This is a genomic window from Comamonas suwonensis (assembly GCF_012844455.2).
GTDB classification, from domain to species: domain Bacteria; phylum Pseudomonadota; class Gammaproteobacteria; order Burkholderiales; family Burkholderiaceae_C; genus Comamonas; species Comamonas suwonensis.
Genome location: NZ_JABBCQ020000030.1, coordinates 1 through 24,613 on the forward strand (window position 1 = coordinate 1; position 24,613 = coordinate 24,613).

Consider the following 24,613-nt stretch of genomic DNA (forward strand, 5'->3'; position numbering starts at 1 on the left):
CGCCGTGGCTTGATCCGTGCTGCTGCCCACATTGTCCTGGGCGTTGGCCAGCCCCTGCTCAGCCTGAGCGCGGGCCTGCTGCAACGTCTGCAGCTGTGTCTGGTAGGCGGTGTCTACTGGGTTGACCTTGGGGCCTGCGGCTTTGCGCTCCTTGGGAGTGAGCTTTTCCGTGGCGGCTTTGATCTGAGCGTTGATCTGCTCTTGCGTCTTGCCAAGGAGCTTGCCCTCATCCTGGATGGCCTTGATCTCATCCTTGAGCTGAGCTTTCCAGTCTCGCAGACTCTTTGCACGGCGGTCCCAGGAGTCTGTGGCCTCGATACCAGCAGCAGCATCCTGCGCACGCTTTTGTTGGGCTGCGGCTTTTTCTTCCTCCGTGCGAATCTGCTGCTGCAGGTCCGTAACCTTTGTGAGTGCCTTGAGTCGGTCTTCCTTTGTCGAGTCATAGCCTTGAATACCAAAGAATCCGGCGATTTTTGCGCCTTGGCTGGACTTCTCGACCAGGAATCGGTATTCCTTTTGCGCGTCAGCCAACTGGGCGGCCAAAGGTGCTGTGCGTACTGAGTCCTTGATGGCCTGCCACATGCCGCTGGCTTTGTCTCCAACCCACTGGAAGGCCTTGCCCAAGGCATTGAGCGACTGCTGCACTTCGTTGGCGCGTTGCGCCATGGCTTGCGCATAGGAGCGCTGCGCAAGCGCAGCCGCTTCCTCTTTGCGCCCTTGCTCGTCCAGTGCCTTGATCTGCTGGTAGATGCTCAGCGTCAGGTAGTTGTACTGCTCATTGAGCTTTTTGCTTGCCTCCACCGGAGATTTCCCCAGTTCGGCGAACTTCTGGACCATGTCATCCACTGCAGCACCCGTGGCTCTGGCCATGGCAACGGTCGACTGGGCTGCCAGGGCAATGACGGAGCTGGTCACCCGGCCGGTCGCAGCAAGACCAGTCACAGCAGCATTGGCCAGTCCGTAGGAGCCGGTCATTTCCCCCACCGCTCGAGTGACGCTGGAGAGCTGGCTGACCGTGGTGCCGGCTGCATTGCCCGTGAGCACAATGGCTTTGGTATAGCCCTCGGTCTCCTTGGCTGCCGAATGCCACGCGACACCAAGGCCGACTACAGCAGCTGCTGCAACCGTGTACGGATTGACCATGCCCAGGACAGCACTGCTCACAGCCTTGGCTGCAGGGACCATGCCCCCGTACATATCCTTGAGCTGGCCGCCTTGCTGCAGTGCCACCGTAAAGGGGCTTTGACCCGTGGACAAACCCACGGTGATGTCCGTCATCTGCGCAGGCAGCATGCGGTCTGCGTTCTTTTTCAGGTTGGCCTGAGTGCGAGCCTCCTTGGCAATAGCTGCAGCGGCTAGATTGGCATCTGCCAATGCTTTTTTCTCAACAGCTTGGCGCTGACGGGCTGCCTCAGCTGCCGCTTGTGCAGCCTCCTTTGCCGCATTTTTCTGGGCCTGCAAGGCTTGCTTGTGGGCCTGTTCAACTTCCCGCGCTGCTTTTTTCTGCTCCTGCGCAGCCTCTCTGGCCGCTTTTTTTTGCTCATCAATGGCAGCCGTTGTCTGCTTGACAGTGGAGACATGCTGTTTACCGGCCAGAGCCGCTTGCTGGGCAGCCTTGCCAAGCTGCTCGATGGGCTGGGCATCGACCTGAGCAGTTCCTTGGCCGATCCCGTCCATGGCCGCGCGCAGCGACTGCAGCTCGGCGCGCGCCTGCTTCACATCGGCTTGAAAGCGAAGCGCGACGTTCATGTCGCTGCCGTTGGCCATGGTCTTTTCCCTTCTTACTTTCTTAGCTCGTTCATTCGGTCCTTGGCGGCGTCGCCACCGGCCATGCCCGCGTTGACGTCGAGCAGGCGCATGGCGCTGCGCTGGCGCTCCAGCTGCAGGGCCTGCCTGTAAAACAGCTTTAGCTGTCGCTCGGTGTAGGTGCCTAGGTCGCTGCGCTGGTGGCCGTTGGCAATGAGGGTGGCGTAGATGGCGCCCCAGCCGACGCCACTGTCTGCGCTGCCTGTGCCACGACGCGGGCCTTCATTGCGGCGCTTGCCTGCTCGATGGCCTGCCGGTTGCTGGCGCGCCGCACGAAAAAATGCCCGTTGACCGCCCACCAGGTCATCAGCACGGTTTCAAACTCGGTCGGGTGCAGAGCGTCCAGCCAGGCCAGATCACGATCCACGGATTGGGCGATCAGTGGCACCAAGCCATCGGCATGCGTGGCAATGGCATTTAGGGCCACTTCGTAGCTGGGCTCCTGCTCACCAGCCAGCATGGCTGCAATGGCCGCCACCAGCGGCTCAGCCACGGGCAGTGCCCGCAGCCACTCCAGATTGCTGTACTCGCGCACCGTCACCTGGTCGCCATCCAGAGACAGGACGCGCTCGGGGTGCAGCACCTCCATATCACTGGGTTCGTGGTCTGCGGCGGGTGCTGCAGAACTTTTTGGGACTACTTGGGCCATGGCTTAGGGCTGGATGGGGTTGATGGCCACGTAGCGGCCAAAGCGGCCCAGGGGGCCATTGGCTGGGCGGCGCGAGTCGGACAGGCACTCGGCTTCATAGGCCATGCCCGCCAGCTCATTGCCGCTGGTGATCAGGGCCAGCTCCTGCAGGGGGGCGGTCGAGATCTTGTAGAACTCGGCAATCACTGGCGCATTGCCCTCGGCCAGGTTGATGCCCTCGTAGCGCAGCTCCATTTCTTTGGGGGCGGCGTTGAAGAAGGCCACTTGGCGGGCACCTGCGTGCTTGTATGCAGCCTTGAAGGGCTGGATAAGGGCCGGGGCGCTGGGCAGGCTACGCAACTCAATGCTGCCGTGCTCCAGGAATGCGTCGTAGTGTTCGGGGGCCAGCGTGACAGGGGAGGCAGTGCTGTCGGTAATGACCAGGTCAGAGACGTTGTAGGGCTTGTCCAGCTTGATCACATCGCCTGCTGCAACGGTGGCGGGGAAGACCTCGGCCGTCACCGTACCTGCCGCAATCTCAGAAATGGTGCCGCGCAGCAGCTCGGCCAGGATGATGGGGTCCATCTGGTGGATAGTCGCCTTGAGGGTGCGGTCGCCTCCAATGCTGAAGCTGCGCACCTTGGACTTCTGGCCGCTGTAGCTCTCCTTGTGGCTGGCGGTTTCGTCAGTGCCGCCAAAGGTCAGGCTGGACATATCGCCCGCCCAACGCCAGCCGCCATTGCCAACGGTCCCCACGGGACGCAGGTAAATGCGGCCCTGGCCATAGAAATAGGTTTCAACTGTCTTGCTCATGAGGGTGCTCTCCAGTGAGTGAGGTGATCAAGCCTGAGCCGTGGGTGTGGCCAGGGCGGGCCCCGTGGCTACCACGCCGGCCTTGTACAGCCATTCGGCCGTGGCCTTGTCCACGTCCAGCTCGGTGTCCTTGGGGTGGTCCTTGCCCTCGTGGGTGTGGGGCTTGAGCAGCTTGACCTTGACGGTCTCAGCAGGCTTGGCGGTGGTTTCGGGCTTGGTAGTGCTCATGGGGTTCTCACTTCTGGAGCAAATGGGTCAATTGATAGGACTCGACGTAAAGCACGGTCGAGTGGTCGTAGTCCATGACTTCACCGGCCTCCCAGGCCAGCGCGGTGGCACCAGGGGTGGGGGGCACCCAGCCAATCAAGGCCGAGCGGGTCAGGCCTAGAACCTTGCGCAGCTCGTCGCCCAGTTGGTCGCCGGCACCGGGCCGGTAATTGCGCACCGCCAGGGCCAGGCCAAAGCGGCTGACGGCAGGCTGCACGCGGGCGCCACGCGGGCCTGGGCCTGCATTGCCTGATTCGCTCGCAAAGATCACAAAGGCGCTGGGCGTCTGAAAGCCGCGCAGCTCCTGCACGGCTGCATAGTCGGCCGCACCTCCCACCTCGCGCAGATCGGGCACCAAAGCCTTGAGGCGCTCCACGACGAGGCTGGTGTCAAAGGGTTCAAAGTTCATGGCCAGGCCTTACCGAAAGCTATTGAGCTGCTTGCGGCCGAAGACGGGCTCCGGGTAGCTGAAGCGCACATCCGTGCTGGCACCACCCGTGGCCACGGTGTCATCGGCGCCCAGGCTGAACTTGCCGTCGGCCGTGAGCTGCAGCAGCTTCAGGGCGTCACGGTAGTCGCGCACGATGGGGTCGTTGCTATCCACACTGATGCGGCTCTTGTGGAGCAGATAGCGGGCAATGGATCGGCTCCAACCCGTCACCAGCTTGGGCACAGGGGCCAACGGCAGCTGGTAGCCACGCTTGACCAGGAAGCCGTCGATCAAGGCATCGGCCTCGGCTACGGCGTCTTGAATACGGGCCATGGCCGCATCGGCGTCGGCCTGGTCCTCGGCAGTCCAGCTGCTACGGTCGCCACCACGGAGGGTGGCGTCCATCAGCGCGGTGTCCGCAATGCGCTTGTGCTCGGGCGTGGCCACCTGGGCCAGCTCCTTGGCACCTGGGCGCTCGGCCAGGTCGGCGGGGGTGATGTAAGCCATGGCGTTGCAGCTCACTCGCCAGCTGCTTCTTCAGCGGGCTTGGCTGGGTCAGTCTGGTCGGCTTCGGCCGTGGCAGGCGCTTCCACCTCCACAGGAACGACAACCAGCATGGGCTCGTTTTCCAGCTGAGCCAGCTGCTCGTCGGTCAGCTCGCTCAGGCGAATGGTCAGCCCCTCTTCGGGGAAGGCGTAGCCCGCACGGCGAAAGCCCGCACGCTTGGGGATGACCTTGATGGCCTGGGTGGATGTGCCTGCAGGCTTGGTCTTTTGCTGCGCCGGCTTCTTTGGGTTGCTCATGTGTGAGTGCTCCTGTGAGTGAACGGAGATGCGGGGACTCAGGCCAGCCAAGGGCAGACCACAACCTTTGCGGTGTTGCGCATGACGTTGGTGGCTCCATTGGCCAGACGCTCAGCGGTGACCACTTCCAGCGCAGCCTGTTCGAGGCTGGGTGGTACCCACAGCTCGGTGGGGCGCACGTTCAGCGGCTTGCCGTTGTCACCCTTGAGGCTTTGCATGGAAGCGCGCATGTCTGCATAGGCTTGCTTGTCCAGCGGGTTCTTGGAGGCATGGGCCAGCTGCCACAGGCCAAAGCCCACATTGCTGCGGCCATCAGCACCCCAGATGAACTCGTTGCGGCTGAAGACGTTGTCATCCGTCAGGCTGGTCTTTGACACAAAGCCGTAATCGCGGCGCTTTTGGTAGATCAGGGGCTTGATCACCTTGGTGGTGTCCATCAGGAACCAAGCCGCGCCAGAGCCTCCCTGGAAGTTGCTGACGCTGGCTTGCTTGCCTGGCATGCCCACCGGGTGGTCGGTATCGAAGAAGTACTGGCCGTCGTAGCAAGCCTGGTTGAAACCGTTTTTCAGCAGCTCAAAGACCAGCTCGTCGGGGTGAGTCGCGGCATCCTGGCCCAGTTGCTCAAAGACCGGCTTGTAGACGCCGTACTGGTCGTCTTCAATCTCGTCACGGCCAACGCCCACCGTGTTCTCGAAGGTCTTGTTCTTGATGCTGTAGTCATGCGCCAGCAGGTTTTGCACCTGGCGCTCGCCCAGCCACTCGCGGAACTTGGTGATCTTGCCCAGCCAGCCGTATTTCTGCTCGCTGGTGGTACTGGGGACCATGGTGGCAATTCCGCTCCACTGAGAGGCGGCCGTGCCAAGGCCATTTTTGAACGCAGCGCTGAAGGCCTGGTTCAGGATGGAGAGGTTTGCGTGATTGATGATCATGGTGAGTGGTGCTTTCCTGAAAAGGAGCGATCAGCGGAAATCGACCCAGACGCCATCGGCATCCACGTCAAACACACGGCCAGCGCGGCTGCGGGTGCCTGCGCCATCGGTCTTGGCCACGGTCTGGTCGTCGACGATGAAGCAGTCCTTGCCGATATCGGCCAAGGTGATGGCATCAGTCGCCCCAGAGTTGGTGAACTGGCTGGGACGCACGCTCACGCGCACTCGGATTGCGCCGGCAGCGCCTCCCGTGTTGTCAGCATGGGCCTCGGCGCAGCCGCAGCCGGCAATGCCCACGGCCGTGGAGCCTGGGACGGCAAAACCGGCGGCATTGATGGCCACCAGCGAACCGCCAAAGATGCGTGCATTGGCAGCGACAGGCGGCTCCTTCTGGTCACCATTGCGGGTCCGCGTGTTGCGGTCATTGATAAGTGCGGTCATAACTTGCTCGCTTGAAGGGGTTGAACCGGGTCAGGTCAGGCTGCGCCGCCTGCCTTGTATTGCTCGGGCGTCATGCCCATTGCCGTGCACACGGCCAATTCGCCAGCACTGAGCTGTGCATCGCCTTTAGCGGTTCCAGAAGGAGGCAGGCCGCCTGTTTGCGTGCTGGTCAATGCAGCAATAGGCTTGGCGGTATCCAGAAAGGCCGTGAGCTGCGCGATGTTCGATTTGCCGAGGTCGCGTGCCCAGGCTTCCTGGAATGGCATCAGGCGACCGTCTGCCAGCGCTGGTTGGATGAGCTTGTCGACTTGGTCAACCTGCTGCTGTGAGGTCAGCACAGCCAGCTGCTTCTGCATCTCGTTGACGGTGTCGATAGGCACGAACTTGGCGGGGTCTGGGCTTGCCGTACGCAAACTGGTGCAAGCAGCAGTCAACGTTTCAGGCGTGGCATCTGCAGGCAGGTTCAGTGCAGTGCAGACCGCCACAGAGCGGTCTTGCAAGGCCTTGATGGGACCAAGAGCCGACAAGGCTGCAATTGCGCCTTCTTCGGTGGTGTTTTCAGCCAGGCCAAGCGTGGCCAGCAGTGCTTTGAGCAGAGGATTCACGGGGTGCTCCTGTGGAGTGAGGGCGGGGATAAAGGCCGCCGTTGCAGCAGCCAGCAGGGAAAGTGGACGCATCCCATGGATGCCTGGGTTGTTGGTCAGAGCCCCCATGTGGATGTCTTCGATGGAGCCGTCCACGCGGGAGTACTCGAAGACCGGCGAGAAGTAGAGGTATTCCTTGGCATCGATGGCGGCGCGGGCGTTGGCGGTCAGTGCTACAGCGCCAAACAGCCCCTGACCATCGACCCAGCGCAGGTCGCGCAGCCAGCCAGCTGCAGGGGCGGGCTGGCCGTTCTTTTCTTTGTAGAGCGTCTGGTGCTCGTAGTCGATGACCACGGGCTGGGTGCGGGCCGAATGACGCGCAATAACCGCATTGGCTTTGGCAGCGTCGATACGCCATGCAGGTACATCCAAAGCACGTCCGTCACCAGGCTTGAATTCACCTGCAGGTGTGAACTGGATGAGCGTCAGGCCATCCTCACCGGCTGCAGGAATCTGATAGGTGCAGGCAGCAATGGCAATGGCTGCCGGTGCGGCACCAGTGCAAACTGCAATGAGGGAGGTTTTGGAAGGCATGCCCGCCATGGTCGGCGGCGGGCGGGGTTCGGTCTTTTGGCCCAGGGCAAAGGTTGCGCCCTGGCGTGCAGCGTGGTCGGTGCTATTGGCTGACCTATTGACCGTTTAGCCAATCCATCACCCGCAGGCGGATCTGCTCCTGGTCGCCTGCATTGACGCCCAGATAAGGGCGCGCTGGCATGTTGACCTGGTGGGCGGGCACGGTGACCTGCAGCGAGCGCTTGGCCTTTTTCTGTTTCACAAACAGGTGCTTGGTCTTGCCCCCGCCGAAGTGGACAGTGGACTGGCGGGCCGACTTCTGAATGCTGCCACCGAATTGGTGGATGGCGCCATATTTTGCGTTGGTGCCTACGTGCACGGCATCGTCGCCATCCGTCTGCCAGTGGATCTGGCCTCGCAAGTAGCCGCGCAGGGTGAGGATTTTGTCCTTGTTCTGCTTTTTGCGGCGCTGGTAGTGCGGCTGCAGAGCCTGCCAGGCAGTGCCGTCCGGGCCGGATTGGGTTTTGAACCGGTCACGGGTGGCGTCCTGCAGGTACTCGCCAATGCGGGCCAGCAGCGGTGCTGTGTTGCCCATGGCTTCATCCATACGGGCCAGCACGTCAGGGCCAGTGATGACCGTATCAATCGTGAGATTTGCCCCTGCCATATTCCTGCTCCTGTGCTTAAAATGTCATCAACTCATCGGGGGAGAAGACTGCGCCAAGCCAACCGACCCTACTCCCGGAGGACCCCAGCATGTGTGCGCCGTGCTGGGGTTTTTTTATTCTTCTCGGGCATACAGACGCGTGCCTACGCGCCAGTCCTGGCTGGTCTGGGCTGCGCCTTGAAACGTCGTTACACCGGCCCAGCCATCCGACCCCAGTTCAAAGACGGCCAATGTGGGCACCTCTTGCCCCTCGACGGCAAAGCGGGCGATGTAGCGACGACGCACCACGGCCTTGCCCAGGGCATAGAGCCACTCCAGGCGCACCCAGATTTCATCTGGCTCCAGCAAGGCCCTGGCCAGCAGCGGTATGAACACCTCTCGGCCCAGCTTCTGGACCTTCCATTCCCCCTGCGAGGTCTGAAACAGCTCCTTGCCCACCACCAGGCGCTCGCCAATCACATCGCGCACGATGCTGGGTTGCTCCAGGCTGCCGCCCAGTGGCTCCAGAAAAGCCTTTACATACTCCTCGGGCTGTAGGCCCTTGGGCAGCAGCAGGTTGCTGGACACGGGGCGCGGTGGCGGCAGCGGTGCTTGCGGCTGCAGATTGGGCAGGCCATGGCCACCGGCGCTACCTGGCACAGGTGGGTCTGGCCGTTCTGGCGGAATGGCGCTGCGGAGGCGGGCGCTGCCGGGGGCGTACTCAAAGCCGGGATCTATGCCCTCGGGCACGCTGACGGTGCGCGGGCCGTTGGGGCTGCGCTGGCCAATCAGATGCTCGGCCCATTTGACCTCGGGCGTGGGGTCTGGCCCTTGCTTGCCAAGCTGCAGTAGGTCGCGCTGCCACAGGCCCTTGACCTTGCACTGGCAGCCCCAGCCATTGGGCGGAAAGTAGAGCTGCCACCAGGGGTTGTCGCGCTCCAGCACCAGCCCGTCAAAGGCCACATGCTGGGCGCGTGGGTGCTCGACCCAGTCGCTGTGTTCGTACTGCCAGTAGGGTGCGTGCTGCAGTTGCTCCCAGCGCCCAGCGGCAAAGCTGGTGGCCAGGTTGGTGTCGTAGATGACCTTGCTGCGCCAGTTGCGGCCGCCGTTGTAGTCCCAGCCGTGCTTGGTCACGATGCGGTCAAAGTCCTTGCGAAAGTCTTCCAGCGTGGAGCCTCCCATGATGGCCTTGTCCACGGCCGTGCGGAAGTCCGAGACGATGGCGTCGCGGTTGGCACCGGCCACCACAAACGCCCAGTCATGCTCCTGGGTGTAGATGTCCGTCCAACTGGTCGTGGGCAGGTTGAGCTTGCGCCGGAAGAACGCGGCTTGCTCCTTGAATGGCAGAGAGCCATAGGCCGCGTCAGCCATTGGCGCCTCCGGCTTCCAGCAGTACCTCATAGCGCCCGGCCAGCTGCGCGGCCGCCATGGCATCGGCCATGGCCTGAGCGTACTGGTCTAGCGTCATGCCGGGGATGAGCTGCTCCAGCCCGTCGCGGATCTCCTCCAGGCTGGCGGCAGACTCCACCAGCTTGCGAATTTGCGCAAACCAGGGGCTGGTGGCTTTTTCAACCTGGCTGGCCAGCTGCGGCTGCATAGCCTGGGCTGGCGTCGGGTCTGGGTAAGTGATGCGGCGAGCAGTCAGCGCGGCCGTACCCGTTGGCAGGGGCTGCACCGCTGGCGTCATGCCCAGAACGACCTGGCCAGGCTGGGGCATGGGAATGCCCAGCTTCTGGTTGGCCCAGTCCTGCGGCACCTGCACGCCAATGCCCACCAGCTTGGGCAGCGCCTCGGACAGCACCTGGATGTCCTCGGTCTCGCCCGTGATCAGCCCGAAGCGTGGGCAGCGCTTGATGCCATCGGGTGCCAGGCCGTTCATGGCCGCAATGGCATAGACCAGGTCGCGGGTGATCGTGCTGTTGAGCTGGCGGATATCGCCGTCCCGCAGGTCCTTGCGCACCTCGTTGTGGACATTGCCCAGGGCATTGGTGCTGGCCGCACCATCGGCACCGCTGGTCAGCGTGCCGCCCAGGATGACCTTGGACTGGTTGCGCTCGCACCAGCTGATCATCAACTCAAAGGCTTTGGGGTCGCCCGTGGCGGCTTCCTTGAAGTCGATCAGCATGCCCTCGGGGATGATGCCGGCCGCGTTGTGGCCAATCCCAATCAGCGCCTGTAGCAGTGTCGCCTTCTCTTTTCCGCTGGCATTGGGCGGGTATTTGCCCAGGCGCACGGGGATGCCGTAGATCTCCAGAAACTCGGCCAGGTCGCCCACGCTGTAGTTCTTGAACAGGTAGGTCCAGACCAACTGACGGAACAGCGCTGTGCGCTCCAGATAGCCGCTCTTGGCCTTGTGGATGTGGGTGATCCAGCCAAAGGGGGTGAGCGGTGCGCCCTGAATGCCTTGCTCGTCTGTGGTGTTGCTACGCAAGCGCAGCTCTTGCCGGTAGCCACGGTGCAGCTGGAACCAGGACTGTGGTCGGTGGGTGATGGTCTTGGGCAGCCAGAAGCCGTCATCGCGGTGCCATTCGATTTCAAGGCATGCAAAGCCTTTTCCGATGGCGTCGGTCGCGTCGAAGATCACATCCTCAAAGTCGGGGATGGACTGCACCAGCTCGCCCAGTTGCTCTGCATTGCGCTTTTCCTGGGCGCTCGGGTTGTCGGGCGCGGTGATCTCCCAGTCCAGGATCAGGGCGCGGCGGCGCTTGCCCATCTCGCTGGCAATGTGACCGTCCTTTTCCTCCATGTCCTCAAACAGGTCGAACTGGGCCGTGAGGTCGCCTTGTTCGGCCGCGTCCAGAATCTGTGCCAGCTTGGAAGGCGTAAGGCCTCGGGTCGGGTGGGTCTGCAGCTCGCGCTGCAGGTGACCGAGCTGGGAGGTCTGCGGTGTGTTCACGGTGTCCAGGTCGATGGGCTGGCCGTCAGCACCCAGAATCATGCTTTTTGCCATGTCGGCACCTCGCTTTGTGTTTTGCAGTGGGGCATGCGTAGCCCGTACCCGGCATAAAGGCGTTTACGCGCGTTTACGAGGCCCCGGATGCAGCAAACCGGGGGCATTGCATGTCCACCGGCTAAAAATCGCTTAAATCGCCGTTTTGGGGCTTGGCGGTTTTTCATCACCAGCCCTCGTGTTCGGGAATGTGGAAGTCATCGTCCTGCCGGTCCGGGCTGGAGCGGTTGTCAAAGCCTCGGGCATGGCCCGGCACCTCTGTGTAGCCAATGGGTGCGATCTGCAACTTGGCTGCAGCATGGGCGTAGACGCAGGCCATGGCCCGGTCGCCGTGGCTGTCGCCATCGGTCTTGCCCTCTGGAATGCGGGCCACTCCACGCACCAGCTTGAAAGCACGGTGATCCTGTAGCAGGCCGTCATGCTTGGGCAGCGTGATGGTGCCGTCTTCAAACGCAGCCTTGTAGCCGGGCATGTTGTCGCGGTACCAGCTCTCGGTGGCCATGAGCTTGAGGACGACGGAGCCGTATTTGTCTTCAGCAGCTTCACCGATGTAGCTGCCATTGCCCCGGCTGTCGATGACGATGCCAGAGACCTTGGGCAGCACATCGCAGATGGCGAACAGCACCTGCAGCTGCTGGTTGTAAGGCACGTTTTTGAGTTCGACCAGGAACGGCACACGCTCATGCAGATTGCTGGCCACCTCGACGGGTGCGATCACGGATAAGTCGCCCGACCGCGCAAAGTCCATGCCCAGCGCGTGGCGCAGCTCGGGGTTCAGACGCTTGAGCAGGGGCTTCAGCTCTGTCTCAATCCATTCCTGCATCAGAACCTGTCGCACGGCGGGGCTCGACTGGTTGAAGTCCTTGCTGCCGGTAAAACGAATCACCGGCTCTTCAACCATGCGACTTTCCACCAGCACACGAGTCAGCCAGGCTCCGCCACCCTGAGCCGGTACGCAGAACAGTTCCTCGTCTTGATTGGGGCGATATCGCGCAATGATTTCCTCGCGCCAGGTGGCCTCGCCTTCGCGCGTCCAGAGCTTCTTGTTGACCGCGCAAATCTTGCGATACAGGCCATCACGCAGGGCATCGTCAAAGTCCACGCGGTGCAGGCTGTAGGGGTAGCGACCTGCGCGCACATCGTTGATCAGCTCATTGAACGGGTTGTCCTCCCCGTTGTGCGTGCTGATGATGCGGATTTGCCCGCCCCACATGGTCATTGCCATGGCCGCTTTGAGCAGCTCCTTGATGTCGTCCACAAAGGCAGCTTCGTCAATCACCAGGCGCTCACCGGGGCGGCCTTTGGAGCGCAGATTGCGTGGGTTGCTGGTGAAGGCCTGAATCTTGTGACCACTGTCGAAGTTGATGGTGAAGCTGAGGATCTGCTTGTCCTCCTCTTGCAGCACCGACTCTTCAATCTGGCCCGCTGCCGCGTTGAAGGCCTTGGCCCAGTTGGCACAGTCCTGGATGAAGCCTTGCGTCATCTCCTTGTTGTAGGAGATGTAGTAAACGTTGGCCCCTTCGGCGCTGGCGGCATACAGCACATCGTCAGCCGCCTCGGAATAGCTCAGGCCGATACGGCGCGACTTCTCCATGATCTTGACCGGCGACTGGTCCTCTACCCACTTGACCTGGTAGGCCATGAAGATGGCTTGGCTCAGCTCGGAAGGCTCAGGCGCCTGCAGATCGTTTGCGGCCTGGGTCATCACATGGCCCCCATGATGGCGGCGCGCAGCGCGGCCACGCCACCGGCAGACAAGCCCTGGGCCTTGGCCGTGGTCTCAGCGGTAGCAGCGGCATCAGCCAGAGCACGCTTGCGGGCCTCGGCTTCGACCTTGGCCTGGAACTGCTTGAGGTTGACGCTGGAGCGCGTCAGCGTGGCGATGTTCTTGGCTGCCTTGGACAGCAGCGTGACACGCTCTGCAGGGTCGGCCTCGGGGTCATCCGCCTCCTGCAGCAGCAAGATGGCATCAAACAGCTCGGTCTGGACCATGGCCGTCAGCGCCTCGGAGCGCGCGTCCTTGTCATCACCGGCGTGGGCCTGAATCAAACGCGCCGCCTCGGTGCTGGCCCGAATGGCAGACAGGCGTCGGTCCAGCTTGGCACCATAGCGATGCAAGGCCGAGCGGCTGGGCAGCTCGCCGGCCGAGGCTTCTGCAGGAAAGCGCTGCTGCAGGTCTGCGATCAACTCGTCCAGCGTCTGGCTGCCCGTTGCCAGCATGGCCTGGATATAGGCCTTGACCTCCGGCGTCATGCGGTCGATGGAGCTCTTGCGGCCCATGGCTCAGCCTGCCCAGTATTTAGCGGGGCGGGCAATGCCGGGCTCGCAATCAATCGTGTACTCAGCAATGTCCACGCCAAAGCGGGTCAACTCGGCATACCAGGGGCCGCTGGGCGACTTGGTGATCTTGACCAAGTCACGGTCCTCCAGATAGTCCAGCTCCCGGCGCATCTCCAGCGCCGTGGCGTCTGCGTAGATGGACTGGGCCACAGCCAGGATTGGCGACTCTTGCGCGCCCATAGGGCGGGCATTGTTCAGGGTGAGCAGGATCAGCCAGCGCAGGGACTCGCGGCGGATCTTGGCTTGGTCAATTTGCATGCTTTACTCCAATGCTGGCAACACGTAGCTGGGCGATTTCGAGCTTGGAGGCCACGGCGTCAAGCTTGGCTTCGATTACGCTTTGGCCTCGGATGTAATCCTCTCGGCGCACGTACTGCAGCGGCATGTCGGCCTTCATCTGCAGCATCTCGCGCTCAATGCTCTGCCACTGGGCGGCAGACTTTTCCATGGCATCCAGACGGGCCAACACCTGTTTGTGCGTGGCGTCCTGGTGCTTCTGAGCTTGGGACACGCCAAACTTCATAACGGCCACCAGAACGCCCAAGCCAGATAGCAGTAGCCCGACCAGTTGCCAAAAATCAATCGTCAGGCTCACAGTGCCCGTCCTTTCTTGCGCTCATGCAGGCTGGCGCACTTCACACATCGCTGGCAACCAGGTACGGCCCAGCGGCGGGCTTCAGGAATGAGGGCATCGCAGTCAATGCACTCTGTGGCCGAGTCGGCCCCGGTCTTGCCCGCAAGGCCAGCGCGGCGGGCCTGGTCTCGCAGTGCGTCCTCTCGCATCTGCAACTCACGGGCCTGGGCACGGTCAAAGAAGTCGGTCAACGCAAGGCCTCCAATTCATCCCACTTCACGCGCTCCACGGTGCGGCCTGCGCAGATGGCGTACAGGTCGTACATCTGCACCAGGGCAAGGGCCACAGGGTCGACTTCACCGGTCATCGGCGGTGCCTCCGGTGGCTGCGGGCACGGCGTCGACGATTCCGTGGGCAGCCGCTGCTGCGGCCCGGTCGCGGGCGGCGCTGATGCCGCGCATGACGCCAGCAGGAAACACGCAGCCAGCGCGGTCAGTAGCCGTGCTTTGCAATTCATGTCGAAAGTCCTTGAGGTTCTGGGTCTGGGCTTGCTGCAAGCGGGCCGTGGCCGTGCGGATGGTCTGGCTGGCCTCGGTGCTGCGCTTGACCAGGTCGGAATTGGCGGTCAGCGTGGCTTTGAGCTGGGCTACGGTTTCAGCATCCTGGTTCTTGCGCTCCAGGTGCTGGCCCCAGAAAGTGCCGCCTACAGCGCCCGCGGTCAGGGTCAGCACCAGCGTCAGGATGCTTGCGGCGGTATTCATAGGCCAGGCCCCCAGCTCAGATAGCGCGGCTGCAGCTCAACCAGGATGCGCTGGGGGTAGCCAAGGTTTTCACGGCAGTGGACGGCCGCGCGGCGGGCTTTGCCGCAGGCTGCATCCACCTGGCCGCGTGCGGGCTGAGCGGCACCGGAAACCGCCGCTTCACGTTGCCAATGGCCAAGCCCGCCGTTGTAGCCACGCAGGGCCACCCACATGCGGTCGTAAGCGCTGTAGCGGGTGGGCGTGCGGTCGTAGAGGTATTTGTCGTAACCCACCAGGGCGCGCAAGGCCCAGGTGGTGTTGTGAGGCTGGCAGTCGGCTGGGGCTAGTTGGTTCAGTTCGCACCACCACTGAGCAGTGGCTGGCATGAACTGGGAGAGGCCTCGGGCACCGACGCGGCTGACAGCCTCGGGCTTCCAGGCGGATTCCTGGTGCACCTGGGCTGCAAACACAGCCACCGGAGCGCCCAGACCCCATGTGGCATTGGCGGTGCGCACCAGCAAGGATCGGTGCTGCTGCGCGGCTGCGGGCACCTGGGCCTGAGCTTTCGTGCAATAGCCCAGCGTGGCTGAAGCCAGTGCCACGGCCGCAAAGATGGCGGCACGGAGATGACGGCTGCGCATGGCTTAACCGCCCAGGCTGATGGCGAGGATGGCGGCGGCCATGATGAGGGCACGGCGTAGCATGCAGCCCAGCATGAAGTAAACACGCGTGGGATCAATCGGGCCGCACAAGCCCTCGGCGATGCATTCGATGGGAATTTCGCGCCCATCGTCAGTCTTCACAAAGCCTTGCGTTGACTCTTCCTCGGTGAGCTCCAGCTCGTAATCAGTGTCCAGGTCGCGCAGGGCCGATACCTGGGGGCGTGCATAAGGAAATACTGCGCGGTCGATCCAATAGCCTGCCAGGGCCGCCAGCGAGATCAGGTTGAGCTTGTAGAGGCTGACCGGCAGTTGCTGCGGCGCGATCAGAAAGACGGCCAGAGACAGGACCGTGGCAATCAGCCACCACGACGTCATGCGCGGCAGCTTGGACTTGCGGGGGCTTTGGGCAGATGCGGTGCGGGGCATGAACGTCCTTGGTATGGGCTAACAAACAGGGTTTGAAAGCCCACACTCTGGACGTCAGAGTGGGATTGGTCTTTTGACCGAGGGCACTATGGTTGATTCTTTCCGCTTGTGCCGGCTGACTTTTGACTTTGCCCTTGGAAAAATGCATACATCTTCGCGATTCTGAAGATGTGCATCGTGGCCGCGAGTACTGAAGTTATGGCGTAAAGAAACAAGCCATATCCAATGGCTCCACCCATGCCATTCAGAAGAGGCAGCCAACAACGAATGGGGTCTAGCAATGAGGTGTAAAACCACCAAGACTTCGCAACGATGGCCACAATCAAGGCCAGTGCTTGGATCAAGATGAAGTGAACAAATGTTGAGCACAGTGCTACATATGCATTGACACTGCTGTTTTCATCATCTTCAGCCAGTAGGGCCCTGAATTTTTCGTCCCCAAAGCCAATAAAAATAGCAAATCCGCCCAACGTAAAGCCTAAAAGGTTGGGGAGTACGCTGATGGACTGTTCCCACCATTGAGTGCATTGAAGACCATCGCACCCCCAGCCGGACCAGGTTCTGAACGTGAGCGCCAAGAGCAAGGCGGCTAAATGCAGATAAGGGGAGCAAAGCAAGGCGGACAGGCCTCCATAGGAGGCCCAGTACACCTTGAAAATGCTTACAACACCTTTGTACTGCGTGAACATTTAGCGCTTGCTTCCTTTGGCTCTCGAGCTGATGTGGTCCAGAACATTCCAGATGGATTGAATGCTCTCATCTAGCATGGCCGTGTACTTTGCGGGCTTCTTTTTAGTTGACTCTTCAACACGCAACCCAACCGCATCGTAGCCGTACGACTCGACATGACCATTTTGAGCGGCGACTTCTGCCTCTGCCTTCAACTGCTCATCTGGCTCGATGCCATCCGGATCGTTGGACGACATTACCTCGTTGATTCTATTGATGCGCTGCTTTTCCATGCGTTCCATGATGCGCGCTTCTATTTCCCCATCATCATCTTTGTTTGGTCGTTTGAACTCCAAAACAATTTTGGTGATCCGGTAAATATTGAAGACTTCATCAACTGCTGCCTCATCAGGAGTAACTGTCACTTCGACAGGTGGAAGCCCCTTCAGTAGCGCGACCTCGTCGAAAATTTTCTTCAAAAAACCTTCTGCCACACTTGGGCCGAGACTAGCTTTGCGATCCTTGCTAACGTACCAGAATCGGTGCTCTTTAGGCCTGAATACGAATGGAAAACGCTCAAGGTTCGGGTGCAGGTTGCTCGGTAGAACAATTTGCTCCGTATCAAGCTCATCAGCAGGCTTTCCCGTTTGGGTGTTGAACCACGGCGTATCTGGATCAATATTGGTAAAGCGATAGATCTCACCCTGCAGTTCGTTGTCATCAACAGCGTTCTTTACGTTATGCAGAGCGCCAAGCAAGTAACCGTCGGCTTTGCCACGCGTGATGATGCGACGGAGTCGAAACGCATCCTGAAACAACTCCACATACCCTTTCGGGCTGTGCGGCGCGTGCATAGCGATATTGATCTGACAAACACCAATCTTTCTGCTGATTCCCACTTTGCAATCCTCTCTAGGTTAGGTTTTGTAGTCTTGGACTCGCTTCATAGCGCTGTGGCGCGGGACGCGTCAAACCACTTGCTGATTAATTTTCATTGGCGTCGTGCTAAGGATTTCCACCAAATTTGGATCTGTATTCCTCTGTAAGCTCGTTGCAGGTTTGAGCAATGAAGCGCCTGGTCGCCTCATCCAATGTGGGGTTTTGGTGGTCTTTCCAGCAGATATCAATGGCAGCGCGTTTATCAGAGCGTCCATCGTCATCAAATCTGCTGGCAATGATCAGAAAAAAGGCGACAAGCAGGAGCGAAATGCTCAGCCCGTATTTCAGCCATGCGACCCCTTTGCTTTTGGGCTTTGCATTAGGGATAGAGCCCCCCAGTTGCCTCACGCGTTCCGTCATGTAGAGCGCCTTGGTCTTGGCTGCATCACCGTCAGCCTGAGCAAAGCATTTGGCCCAGAGGCCTTGGTTTCGCGCATCGGCATCGTCTGCTTCGCGCTCAGCGGTCAGCCACAGGGCGTCTGAATTCCCCATCTCTTCCTCCTGATCGTTAGCCCACTCTTTGCATGTTGGGGCGGGTCTGTGCATCCTTTTCAAGGCAAGTTTCCACCCAGCGCCTGGTGCGCTTGCATTGAAGGTCATCCAAGCTCTTGACGCGAATTGTCTTGAAATGCCGCTGCATAAATGCTTCTGCGCATTCCCTTGCTTCAGTGCTCATACGCATGATGCGCAGCACTTCCAACTGCTCAGATGTCGCAGACCTCTTCTCGGTAGCAGGAGGCTGAGTCTCCATTGACGGAGCAGGCCGATTTTCATTGGCGGCAGGTTGGTCACCCGCTATCACATAGATGGTGTTGTTGTAGATCGTCTGAGTCATGGTTTTCTGGCTATGAGTCAGGTCACCACCGACGCTCCCTACCTGAATGCCGCCATCACCTACGTCCTGCATTTTTTGCCTTGGCATCAGCTTGCTGAGCCATTGCATCAACTCCCTCAATTTCACCCTGTCTCCCTTTCAGTCTTCGCTGTTTGGCTACTTGGCTTTTTTCCTAGCGGACTTTGGCTCTGGGTTGTAGTCACCGCCGATATGTCCTATCTGGACTGATCCAGATCCAGTGTTTTTCATCACCTGGGCTTTGGGGTCGGTTGATCCCCCCTGGAGTGCTCCGATTGCCGCTGCTTTAACCGCCAGCGGGGCTGCTCGAAATAGCTTCAGCAAATCTCGCTCATCTTGGGTGAGAGATTCAACGCCAGACGATGGCTTCCCTGTCACTAGATAGCCGACATCTACACCAACGCGAGCCCATATCTCCAGAGCTTTGGCATTTGGGTATGCGGTCTCTTTTTCCCATGAGGCCTGAGAGCTTTTGGATGCCTCGGCCAAGGCCGCAAAAGCCGGTTGGGAGAAGCCCAAGCGCTCACGCTCTTCCTTCAGGCGTTCACCTAATCCAGTTTTCTGATCCATTCTTATTTCATAGCTCAGAATTCTGAGCTATGATCCGTTCACACAAGTTCAAACAAACGCGCACTAGCGCCAACTAGTACGCACAAACCGGGACGCAACATGCCAATCAAAAAACGCTCTGAAGTCCGTGCCGAGTTCGCTCGTCTGGGACTGTCGTATTCGGCCTGGGCTACGCACCACGGCTACAACGTGAACCTGGTGATCGCCATCGTCAACGATGACGACGAAAACCCGGTGCGCAAGTGCGCTCGTGGAGCCTCGCACAACATCGCTGTGCAGTTGCGCATCAAGGATGGCGAAGTGCAGCAGGTGGCTGCTCCCCGCATGCCTGTTTTTGCTTGAGTGGCTGTTATGTCGCTACAAGATATTACAGGCAAACCCGAGGGTGAATTGACCACTTCGGTCAAAGCAGCAGTCCTCTACAGCCTGAGCCATGAATGGCTCGAGTACTGCAAGGCACTCACAGTGCAGGTTTCGGACGTGCAGGAACTGGCTGCTCAGGGCTCAGTGGTGGAGGCATATCGCCGTCTATCAGAGCGCCTAGCTGACACAGGTACTGGTGCCAGCCGTGCTGCACGCCCTCAAGCCGCGCCCTTTGCTCGGGTGGCTCCAGTTGCCATATCTGGTCAAGCCGTTGTGCGGCAGACAGCAAAGCTGCTCTCGGCAGTTGCCGCGTCATCTCAGTCAGCAGCCAGTGGTGTGCCCACAGGTGATCTTGCAAGGGCTGCAGGCGCTGCTGCACTGCGCGCTCTACCAGTTTCTCAAGCAGGGAAGTCTCGACGTTTTCGGCCATTGGTTCGCTCCAGGTTGTTGCTGGTGCCCAGTTTCAATGCGCCGCGCATTTCCATGCAGATTTTTGTTTTGAAAACGGTCCAGGGAGGGTCTTCAAATGCCGCCGCGTAATTGGAAACGCTTTCGTGCCAACAACCTGCCCGACGCTTTGCGCGGCTGCAAGGACTATGCGTTGCAGCACCGCCAGATGTCTGTTGCCCGCATTGCAGAGCTGATGGGTGGAGTCTCCGAAGACTCGCTGTATGGCTGGCTAAGCAAAGGCCGCATGCCTGCGGTGCTGATCCCCACTTTTGAGATGGTCTGCGGAGTGCACTTTGTGACTGATTGGCTGGCAGCTTCGGCTGGCCGCATGGTCATCGCCATGCCCAAGGGTCGCAAGGTCAACGACGCCGAGCTGCTGCAGATCAACGAGGACTGCACCAAGGCCATGACCAAGCTGGCGGCCTTTTATGCCGATCCCAGCAAGGTGGATACGGCCGAGCTGATGGAGTTGCTGCAGCGTCACCTGGAGCAAGTGGCTTTTCAACACCAAAACGTGGGGCAGTACATCGCGCCCCAGCTGGAGTTTGAGTCATGAGCACCACTCCCCCGACTACCAAGAGCGCCCAGCCTGTGCTGCAGGTGATGGAAGCTCTGTGCGGCTATGCCGAGCAAGGCGCGACCAACAAGGACCTGGCCGAAGCGTGCAAGACCACCGCTGTGGTGATTACTCGTGCCACGCAGACGCTGATTGCCTTTGGCTGGTGCCGCAAGAGCGATGAGACCGAGCGGTTTTACCCCACAGCCAAGTTCACACGACTGACCTTCTTGGTGGCGGACTCCTTCAATAGGAAACAGCGCGAGCTGGACGACCGCCGCCATTCGATGACTTCTTACTGATTGATGAATAACAAGGAGAGATGACCCATGTCCCGTACAGCAACAAAAACACAGGAACCCGTGACCGATGTGGTCTTGAATCAAAGCGCCGTGACCGTGATTGAGAAGACCCAGGATGCCCTGGCTGTGGAAGACCAGCAGATGCAGGCCCGTGTGCGCGCTGTCGCCCTGCAAGTGGGTTATCAGTTGCCCGGCGACTGTATCGACCCTGACCTGATTCAGCGCGATATCGCGGCCAATATGCGCCGCAGCGTGGAGGCTTGCCTGGAGGTTGGGCGCGGCCTTTCCACTTTGAAGGTCGCATGCGGACACGGTAACTTTGTTGCGCGCCTAGATGTTCTTGGCCTTGATCGTTTTGTGGCAGCGAAGTTTATGCAGGCCGCCGCCAAGTTCTCAAATGTGTCGTCAACTACACATTTGACCAAGGCCATCGGAAACCAGACCAAGCTGTTTGAAATGCTGGTTCTGGACGATGAGCAGATTGATGAGCTTGCACTCACTGGCGAATCTGGCGAGCTGAAGCTGGACGAAATTGCCACCATGTCCGTCAAGGAGCTGCGTGCGGCCTTGCGCCAGACCAAGCAGGACCACAAGTACGCCACCGAGCAGCAGAGCAAGGAGCGCGAGCGCGCCGAGAAGGCCGAAAAAGCCCTCAAGGCAGGCGGCCCTAAAGCTCCCCCGCCGCTGGCTGAGCGCCTGGAAGAGATCAGCTCCGATGTGGATCAGAAGCAAAAGGATGCCAGCGACGCGCTGCTGCAGGTGAGCAACCAGATCAAGTCCATTGAGCAGTGGTGGATGGATGAGATGGTCAAGCAGCCCGGTTTCGAGCCCGGTGATGCCGTGCCCATGCCGCCCGAGCTGGTAGCCCTGGCCCAGAAGCTGCATGACAACGTGGAGCGCATTGCTGCCATGGTGGGTGGCCTGCAGCATCTGATCTATGACCGCTATGGCCATGAGATCGAAACGGCGCGCACCTATGTGATGCAGCCCGGCGTGATCCCCGGCCAGGCTGGTCAGGCCGAGGTTGCGTGAAGTCATGGAGGAGAACGATTCCATGGCACTCACACCAGCGATTTGCGACTACCTGCGGGAGCTGGCACGCAAGCTGGATGCGGCCCCGCACGGTGGCGCAGGCCTGCTGCTGGACGATGCCGGCCAGTTTCTGGGCATGAGCCGCCAGACCATCTACCGTCATCTGAAGGCGGTGGCGGGCTGGGAGAGCGGCCGCAAAGCCCGCTCTGACAAGGGCAGCACCAGCGTGGACAGCGACGCGCTGATGACCCTGGCCACGATGCAGCGCGAGAGCGTGCGCGACAACGGCAAGCAGACCATGAAGACGCCAGTGGCGCGCAGCGTGCTGGAGGCCAATGGCCTGCCGGTGGGGGTCAGCAATGCTCATCTGAACCGCCTGATGCGCGACCGTGGCCTGAATGTGGAGACACAGCAACTGGCTGCGCCTGCCCAGCAGATGCGTGCGCTGCACCCCAACCATGTGCACCAAGTGGACCCCAGCCTGTGCCTGGTGTACTACCTCAACGGCCGCCAGCAGATCATGGAGGACCGCGAGTTCTACAAGAACAAGCTGGAGAACTTTGCCAAGGTGAAGTTCAAGGTCTGGCGCTATGTGTTGTGGGACATGGCCAGCGGCGCGCTGCAGGTCTGGTACTGCGAGGCTGCGGGCGAGAGCCAGGCCAATATGTTCAGCTTTCTGATGCATGCCTGGGGCCAGCAGGAAGGCCGACTGTTCCACGGTGTGCCCAAGTACCTCTATTGGGACAAGGGCAGCGCGAACATGGCCACGGCCATTCAGTGTCTGCTGCGCAGCCTGGAGTGCGAGAGCCGCACCCACGAGGCGGGCAATGCCCGCGCCAAGGGCGGCGTGGAAGGCGGCAACAACATTGTCGAGACTCAGTTTGAATGCCGCCTGCGCTTTGAGCCGGTTGACGATGTGGAGGGTCTGAACCGTGCAGCCACGGCCTGGAGCGAGGCCTACAACGCCAACCTGATCCCCGGCCAGGACACGCGCCTGCGCCGCACCGGGCTGACCACGCCTGTGGCGCGCTATGACTTGTGGCAGCTGATCAAGTCGGACCAGTTGCGCCTGTTGCCTCCGGTGGAGGTGTGCCAGGCCCTGATGACGGGCAAGGAAGCCGAGCGCAAGGTGGACGGCCACCAGTGCATCACCTTCAAGCACCCCAAGGCCGAGCGCTCCATGACCTACAGCCTCAAGGGCATGGACGGGGTGAACGTGGGCGACTTGGTCTCGGTGCGGCCGCTGGTGTATGGCGAACTGGCCATTCAGATCGAACTGCCGCGCTATGACGGTGAGCCCCTGGTCTACCGCGTGGAGCCCGAGCTGGAGTACGACGATTTTGGCCGTCCGCTGTCTGCTGCGGTGTTTGGCGAGGAGATGAAGTCCCACGCCGACACGCCAGCCATGAAGGCGGGCAAGGCGATGGACGAGCTGGCCTTCCCCGACCAGGACGCCGATCAGGCACGCCAGAAGAAGGTGGTGCCGTTTGGCGGCGAGATGAAGGCGCACAGCTATCTGCAGGAGGTGGAGCAGCCGAGCTATCTGCAGCGCCCTGGTGTTGACATTGCCACCCCGGCCCACGCCCAGCCTGCAGAGCCAGAGCTGCTGGAGCCTGTGGCCGTGATGCTGCGCATCCGAGCCGAGCTGGGCCGCAAGCTGACCGCCGAAGAAAACCAGTTCATGCGTACGCGCTTTGCAGGCGGTGTGCCTGAGACGCAGCTGCAGGCGCTGATCGACCAGTTCAAGAACCCGGCCCAAGCCGACCAGGCGCAGCCCATTCGTGCTGCCGGCGGCCTGCGCGCTGTTTAAGGAGGAATAGATGTATCGCCAGCCTGAGACCAACCAGCTGCAGCTGCATCTGAAAGGCGTGCTGACCGAGCTGAATGTGACCCAGAGCGGCTTGACCCGCCACCTGCGCAAGTACGTGGGCGGGATCTCTACCGGCACGGTGAGCTTGATTTGCAACTACGACCAGTGGCCCAAGGGGCGCAACCAGAAGAAGGAAGACCTGATCCCCAAGATCGTGGAGTTCCTGGAGCAAAACGACGCCACTGCGGCACAGATTGCACGGGCATTTGACCGTGTGTATGGCCCCCGTGTGTACGGAGCCCAAAACGGAGGTGAGCAACAGAAGCGCTGCAACGCTGCTGCTGCCCCTCATTCCCCCGGCCAGCAGGCCGACCAAGAGCAAGAGGACCTTATGACGCTGTTACGACATCAACGACTCACCCAGGAAGCACGCCAGCACTTTCGGATTCTACGGGACCCGTTTGTGAACGAGATGAGCGGCTCCGAGGACGTGTATGTCAGCGATGACATCCGCTATGTGCGCAGCGCCGTGCGTCAGACCGCCCAGCACGGCGGCATGCTGGCCGTGACCAGTGAGTCCGGCGGCGGCAAGAGCACGATCCGCAAGGACCTGCAGGCCTGGATCAATGCCACGGATGAAAGCATCACGGTCATTGAGCCTTATGTGGTGGGCATGAGCGCCTCCAACAAGGGCGGCCGCCCGCTGCTGGCCAGCGATATCACGGCGGTGGTGATCCGCGCCCTGGCGCCCAGCGAATCGCCCCGTCTCAGCCATGAGCGCCGCACCGAGCAGATGCACACCATCCTGCGTGAGAGCGCACGCCTGGGCAACAAGCATGTGCTGATCATTGAGGAGGCCCATGACCTGGCCACGCCGACCCTGAAGGCCATGAAGCGCTTTTACGAACTGGAGGATGGCTTCAAGAAGGTGCTTTCCATCATCCTGATCGGCCAGCCTGAGCTGGCGCGCAAGCTCAGTGAGAAGAACCCCGAGGTGCGCGAGGTGGTGCAGCGCTGCGAGCTGGTGACGCTGCCGCCCCTGGACAACAACGTGGGCGAGTACCTGGCGCACAAGTTCAAGCGCGTGAGCATGGAGGCGTCAGTAGTCCTGGAGCCTGAAGCGGTCGACGCGATCCGCGCAGTGCTGCGCCGCAATGTGACCGAGACCTTCGGCGGCAACAAAAAAACCCGTGACCAGTCGCTGTGCTACCCCCTGGCCATCAACAACCTGCTGACCCGCGCCATGAACCTGGCGGCAGAGATTGGCGAGCCCAAGGTGAACGCGGCCCTGATCAACGCGGCAATCCGTGGAGGTGGCGATGCGTAAGAAAGTCGTCTCCATGGCTGCTTACAAGGCCTTGCGCCTGGCCTGGATCAAGCGCCGCGCCCGCATGCTGCAGCGCGCCTTCAGTGCCGACCTGACCACGGCCCAGCTGGAGGCCACGGTGGACTGGTAC

At 60.9% G+C, this 24,613-nt stretch carries 33 protein-coding genes; 6 read left to right on the forward strand and 27 right to left on the reverse strand.

Annotated features, from left to right (window positions below; translation table 11 throughout):
• The 26 genes from HF327_RS20805 to HF327_RS20930 form a co-directional block, all read right to left on the reverse strand.
• On the reverse strand, window positions 1-1,767 hold a 1,767-nt coding region (locus HF327_RS20805; protein ID WP_198462265.1), incomplete at its 3' end, for a phage tail length tape measure family protein.
• Window positions 1,768-1,930: 163 nt separating this feature from the next.
• Window positions 1,931-2,455 (reverse strand): DUF6631 family protein, encoded by a 525-nt coding sequence (locus HF327_RS20810; protein ID WP_198462266.1) that lies wholly within the window; start codon window positions 2,453-2,455, stop codon window positions 1,931-1,933.
• Window positions 2,456-2,458: 3 nt separating this feature from the next.
• Complete coding sequence (locus HF327_RS20815; RefSeq protein ID WP_198462267.1) at window positions 2,459-3,247, reverse strand: phage tail tube protein; 789 nt, start codon at window positions 3,245-3,247, stop codon at window positions 2,459-2,461.
• Window positions 3,248-3,274: 27 nt separating this feature from the next.
• Window positions 3,275-3,475, reverse strand: coding sequence for a DUF7210 family protein (locus HF327_RS20820; protein WP_198462268.1), 201 nt, complete (start codon window positions 3,473-3,475; stop codon window positions 3,275-3,277).
• Between the two features lie 7 nt (window positions 3,476-3,482).
• Window positions 3,483-3,923, reverse strand: a complete 441-nt coding sequence (locus HF327_RS20825) for a phage tail terminator protein (protein WP_198462269.1) — start codon at window positions 3,921-3,923, stop codon at window positions 3,483-3,485.
• Window positions 3,924-3,932: 9 nt separating this feature from the next.
• A complete protein-coding gene (locus tag HF327_RS20830) occupies window positions 3,933-4,451 on the reverse strand; it encodes a gp436 family protein (RefSeq protein WP_198462270.1) in 519 nt (172 codons plus the stop codon).
• 11 nt (window positions 4,452-4,462) lie between these two features.
• Window positions 4,463-4,747 (reverse strand): HI1506-related protein, encoded by a 285-nt coding sequence (locus HF327_RS20835; RefSeq protein WP_198462271.1) that lies wholly within the window; start codon window positions 4,745-4,747, stop codon window positions 4,463-4,465.
• A 38-nt stretch (window positions 4,748-4,785) separates the two neighbouring features.
• A complete protein-coding gene (locus HF327_RS20840) occupies window positions 4,786-5,676 on the reverse strand; it encodes a Mu-like prophage major head subunit gpT family protein (RefSeq protein ID WP_198462272.1) in 891 nt (296 codons plus the stop codon).
• Between the two features lie 30 nt (window positions 5,677-5,706).
• Window positions 5,707-6,117 carry a hypothetical protein gene (locus tag HF327_RS20845; RefSeq protein ID WP_198462273.1) on the reverse strand — a complete coding sequence of 137 codons (411 nt, stop codon included), beginning with the start codon at window positions 6,115-6,117 and terminating at the stop codon, window positions 5,707-5,709.
• 35 nt (window positions 6,118-6,152) lie between these two features.
• Window positions 6,153-7,295, reverse strand: coding sequence for a phage protease (locus HF327_RS20850; protein WP_198462274.1), 1,143 nt, complete (start codon window positions 7,293-7,295; stop codon window positions 6,153-6,155).
• A gap of 94 nt (window positions 7,296-7,389) precedes the next feature.
• Window positions 7,390-7,941 (reverse strand): phage virion morphogenesis protein, encoded by a 552-nt coding sequence (locus HF327_RS20855; protein ID WP_198462275.1) that lies wholly within the window; start codon window positions 7,939-7,941, stop codon window positions 7,390-7,392.
• A gap of 114 nt (window positions 7,942-8,055) precedes the next feature.
• The gene (locus HF327_RS20860; protein WP_198462276.1) at window positions 8,056-9,291 is read right to left on the reverse strand and encodes a PBECR2 nuclease fold domain-containing protein; all 1,236 of its coding nucleotides are present in this window, start codon (window positions 9,289-9,291) and stop codon (window positions 8,056-8,058) included.
• Window positions 9,284-10,870: a DUF935 domain-containing protein gene (locus HF327_RS20865; protein ID WP_198462277.1), complete on the reverse strand. Its 1,587-nt coding sequence runs from the start codon at window positions 10,868-10,870 to the stop codon at window positions 9,284-9,286. The genes HF327_RS20860 and HF327_RS20865 overlap by 8 nt, the downstream gene beginning before the upstream one ends.
• 166 nt (window positions 10,871-11,036) lie before the next feature.
• Window positions 11,037-12,575: a terminase large subunit domain-containing protein gene (locus tag HF327_RS20870; protein WP_198462278.1), complete on the reverse strand. Its 1,539-nt coding sequence runs from the start codon at window positions 12,573-12,575 to the stop codon at window positions 11,037-11,039.
• Window positions 12,575-13,150, reverse strand: a complete 576-nt coding sequence (locus HF327_RS20875) for a phage protein Gp27 family protein (RefSeq protein ID WP_198462279.1) — start codon at window positions 13,148-13,150, stop codon at window positions 12,575-12,577. Before HF327_RS20875 ends, HF327_RS20870 begins: the two co-directional genes overlap by 1 nt.
• 3 nt (window positions 13,151-13,153) lie before the next feature.
• Window positions 13,154-13,468 carry a hypothetical protein gene (locus tag HF327_RS20880; protein ID WP_198462280.1) on the reverse strand — a complete coding sequence of 105 codons (315 nt, stop codon included), beginning with the start codon at window positions 13,466-13,468 and terminating at the stop codon, window positions 13,154-13,156.
• Window positions 13,458-13,805: a hypothetical protein gene (locus tag HF327_RS20885; RefSeq protein ID WP_198462281.1), complete on the reverse strand. Its 348-nt coding sequence runs from the start codon at window positions 13,803-13,805 to the stop codon at window positions 13,458-13,460. Before HF327_RS20885 ends, HF327_RS20880 begins: the two co-directional genes overlap by 11 nt.
• Window positions 13,802-14,035 carry a TraR/DksA family transcriptional regulator gene (locus tag HF327_RS20890; protein WP_198462282.1) on the reverse strand — a complete coding sequence of 78 codons (234 nt, stop codon included), beginning with the start codon at window positions 14,033-14,035 and terminating at the stop codon, window positions 13,802-13,804. The genes HF327_RS20885 and HF327_RS20890 overlap by 4 nt, the downstream gene beginning before the upstream one ends.
• 105 nt (window positions 14,036-14,140) lie before the next feature.
• A complete protein-coding gene (locus HF327_RS20895) occupies window positions 14,141-14,545 on the reverse strand; it encodes a hypothetical protein (RefSeq protein ID WP_198462283.1) in 405 nt (134 codons plus the stop codon).
• Window positions 14,542-15,165, reverse strand: coding sequence for a transglycosylase SLT domain-containing protein (locus tag HF327_RS20900; RefSeq protein ID WP_198462284.1), 624 nt, complete (start codon window positions 15,163-15,165; stop codon window positions 14,542-14,544). Before HF327_RS20900 ends, HF327_RS20895 begins: the two co-directional genes overlap by 4 nt.
• A gap of 3 nt (window positions 15,166-15,168) precedes the next feature.
• The gene (locus HF327_RS20905; protein ID WP_198462285.1) at window positions 15,169-15,612 is read right to left on the reverse strand and encodes a putative holin; all 444 of its coding nucleotides are present in this window, start codon (window positions 15,610-15,612) and stop codon (window positions 15,169-15,171) included.
• A gap of 86 nt (window positions 15,613-15,698) precedes the next feature.
• Window positions 15,699-16,301, reverse strand: a complete 603-nt coding sequence (locus HF327_RS20910; protein WP_198462286.1) for a hypothetical protein — start codon at window positions 16,299-16,301, stop codon at window positions 15,699-15,701.
• Window positions 16,302-17,180, reverse strand: coding sequence for a DUF4747 family protein (locus HF327_RS20915; protein WP_198462287.1), 879 nt, complete (start codon window positions 17,178-17,180; stop codon window positions 16,302-16,304).
• A gap of 106 nt (window positions 17,181-17,286) precedes the next feature.
• On the reverse strand, window positions 17,287-17,712 hold the full coding sequence (locus HF327_RS20920) for a hypothetical protein (protein WP_198462288.1): 426 nt from the start codon (window positions 17,710-17,712) through the stop codon (window positions 17,287-17,289).
• A 16-nt stretch (window positions 17,713-17,728) separates the two neighbouring features.
• Window positions 17,729-18,163 carry a hypothetical protein gene (locus HF327_RS20925; protein WP_198462289.1) on the reverse strand — a complete coding sequence of 145 codons (435 nt, stop codon included), beginning with the start codon at window positions 18,161-18,163 and terminating at the stop codon, window positions 17,729-17,731.
• Between the two features lie 48 nt (window positions 18,164-18,211).
• Window positions 18,212-18,643, reverse strand: coding sequence for a helix-turn-helix domain-containing protein (locus HF327_RS20930; RefSeq protein WP_198462290.1), 432 nt, complete (start codon window positions 18,641-18,643; stop codon window positions 18,212-18,214).
• 99 nt (window positions 18,644-18,742) lie between these two features.
• On the opposite strand from HF327_RS20930, the gene HF327_RS20935 reads away from it, so the two are divergent.
• Window positions 18,743-18,985, forward strand: coding sequence for a helix-turn-helix domain-containing protein (locus HF327_RS20935; RefSeq protein WP_059441379.1), 243 nt, complete (start codon window positions 18,743-18,745; stop codon window positions 18,983-18,985).
• Between the two features lie 118 nt (window positions 18,986-19,103).
• On the opposite strand, the gene HF327_RS20940 is transcribed toward HF327_RS20935, so the two are convergent.
• A complete protein-coding gene (locus tag HF327_RS20940; RefSeq protein WP_198462291.1) occupies window positions 19,104-19,436 on the reverse strand; it encodes a hypothetical protein in 333 nt (110 codons plus the stop codon).
• Between the two features lie 96 nt (window positions 19,437-19,532).
• Here HF327_RS20940 and HF327_RS20945 point away from each other — a divergent pair, with 96 nt between their 5' ends.
• Genes HF327_RS20945 through HF327_RS20965 form a run of 5 tightly spaced genes read left to right on the forward strand, consistent with a single transcriptional unit; the run spans window position 19,533 to window position 24,483 of the window.
• The gene (locus HF327_RS20945; protein ID WP_198462292.1) at window positions 19,533-20,012 is read left to right on the forward strand and encodes a hypothetical protein; all 480 of its coding nucleotides are present in this window, start codon (window positions 19,533-19,535) and stop codon (window positions 20,010-20,012) included.
• Complete coding sequence (locus HF327_RS20950) at window positions 20,009-20,314, forward strand: hypothetical protein (RefSeq protein ID WP_198462293.1); 306 nt, start codon at window positions 20,009-20,011, stop codon at window positions 20,312-20,314. The genes HF327_RS20945 and HF327_RS20950 overlap by 4 nt, the downstream gene beginning before the upstream one ends.
• A gap of 27 nt (window positions 20,315-20,341) precedes the next feature.
• Window positions 20,342-21,346 (forward strand): hypothetical protein, encoded by a 1,005-nt coding sequence (locus HF327_RS22245; RefSeq protein ID WP_236024333.1) that lies wholly within the window; start codon window positions 20,342-20,344, stop codon window positions 21,344-21,346.
• Between the two features lie 22 nt (window positions 21,347-21,368).
• Window positions 21,369-23,156, forward strand: coding sequence for an integrase (locus HF327_RS20960; protein ID WP_198462294.1), 1,788 nt, complete (start codon window positions 21,369-21,371; stop codon window positions 23,154-23,156).
• 10 nt (window positions 23,157-23,166) lie between these two features.
• Window positions 23,167-24,483 (forward strand): ExeA family protein, encoded by a 1,317-nt coding sequence (locus HF327_RS20965; protein ID WP_198462295.1) that lies wholly within the window; start codon window positions 23,167-23,169, stop codon window positions 24,481-24,483.
• Window positions 24,484-24,613 lie beyond the last annotated feature (130 nt).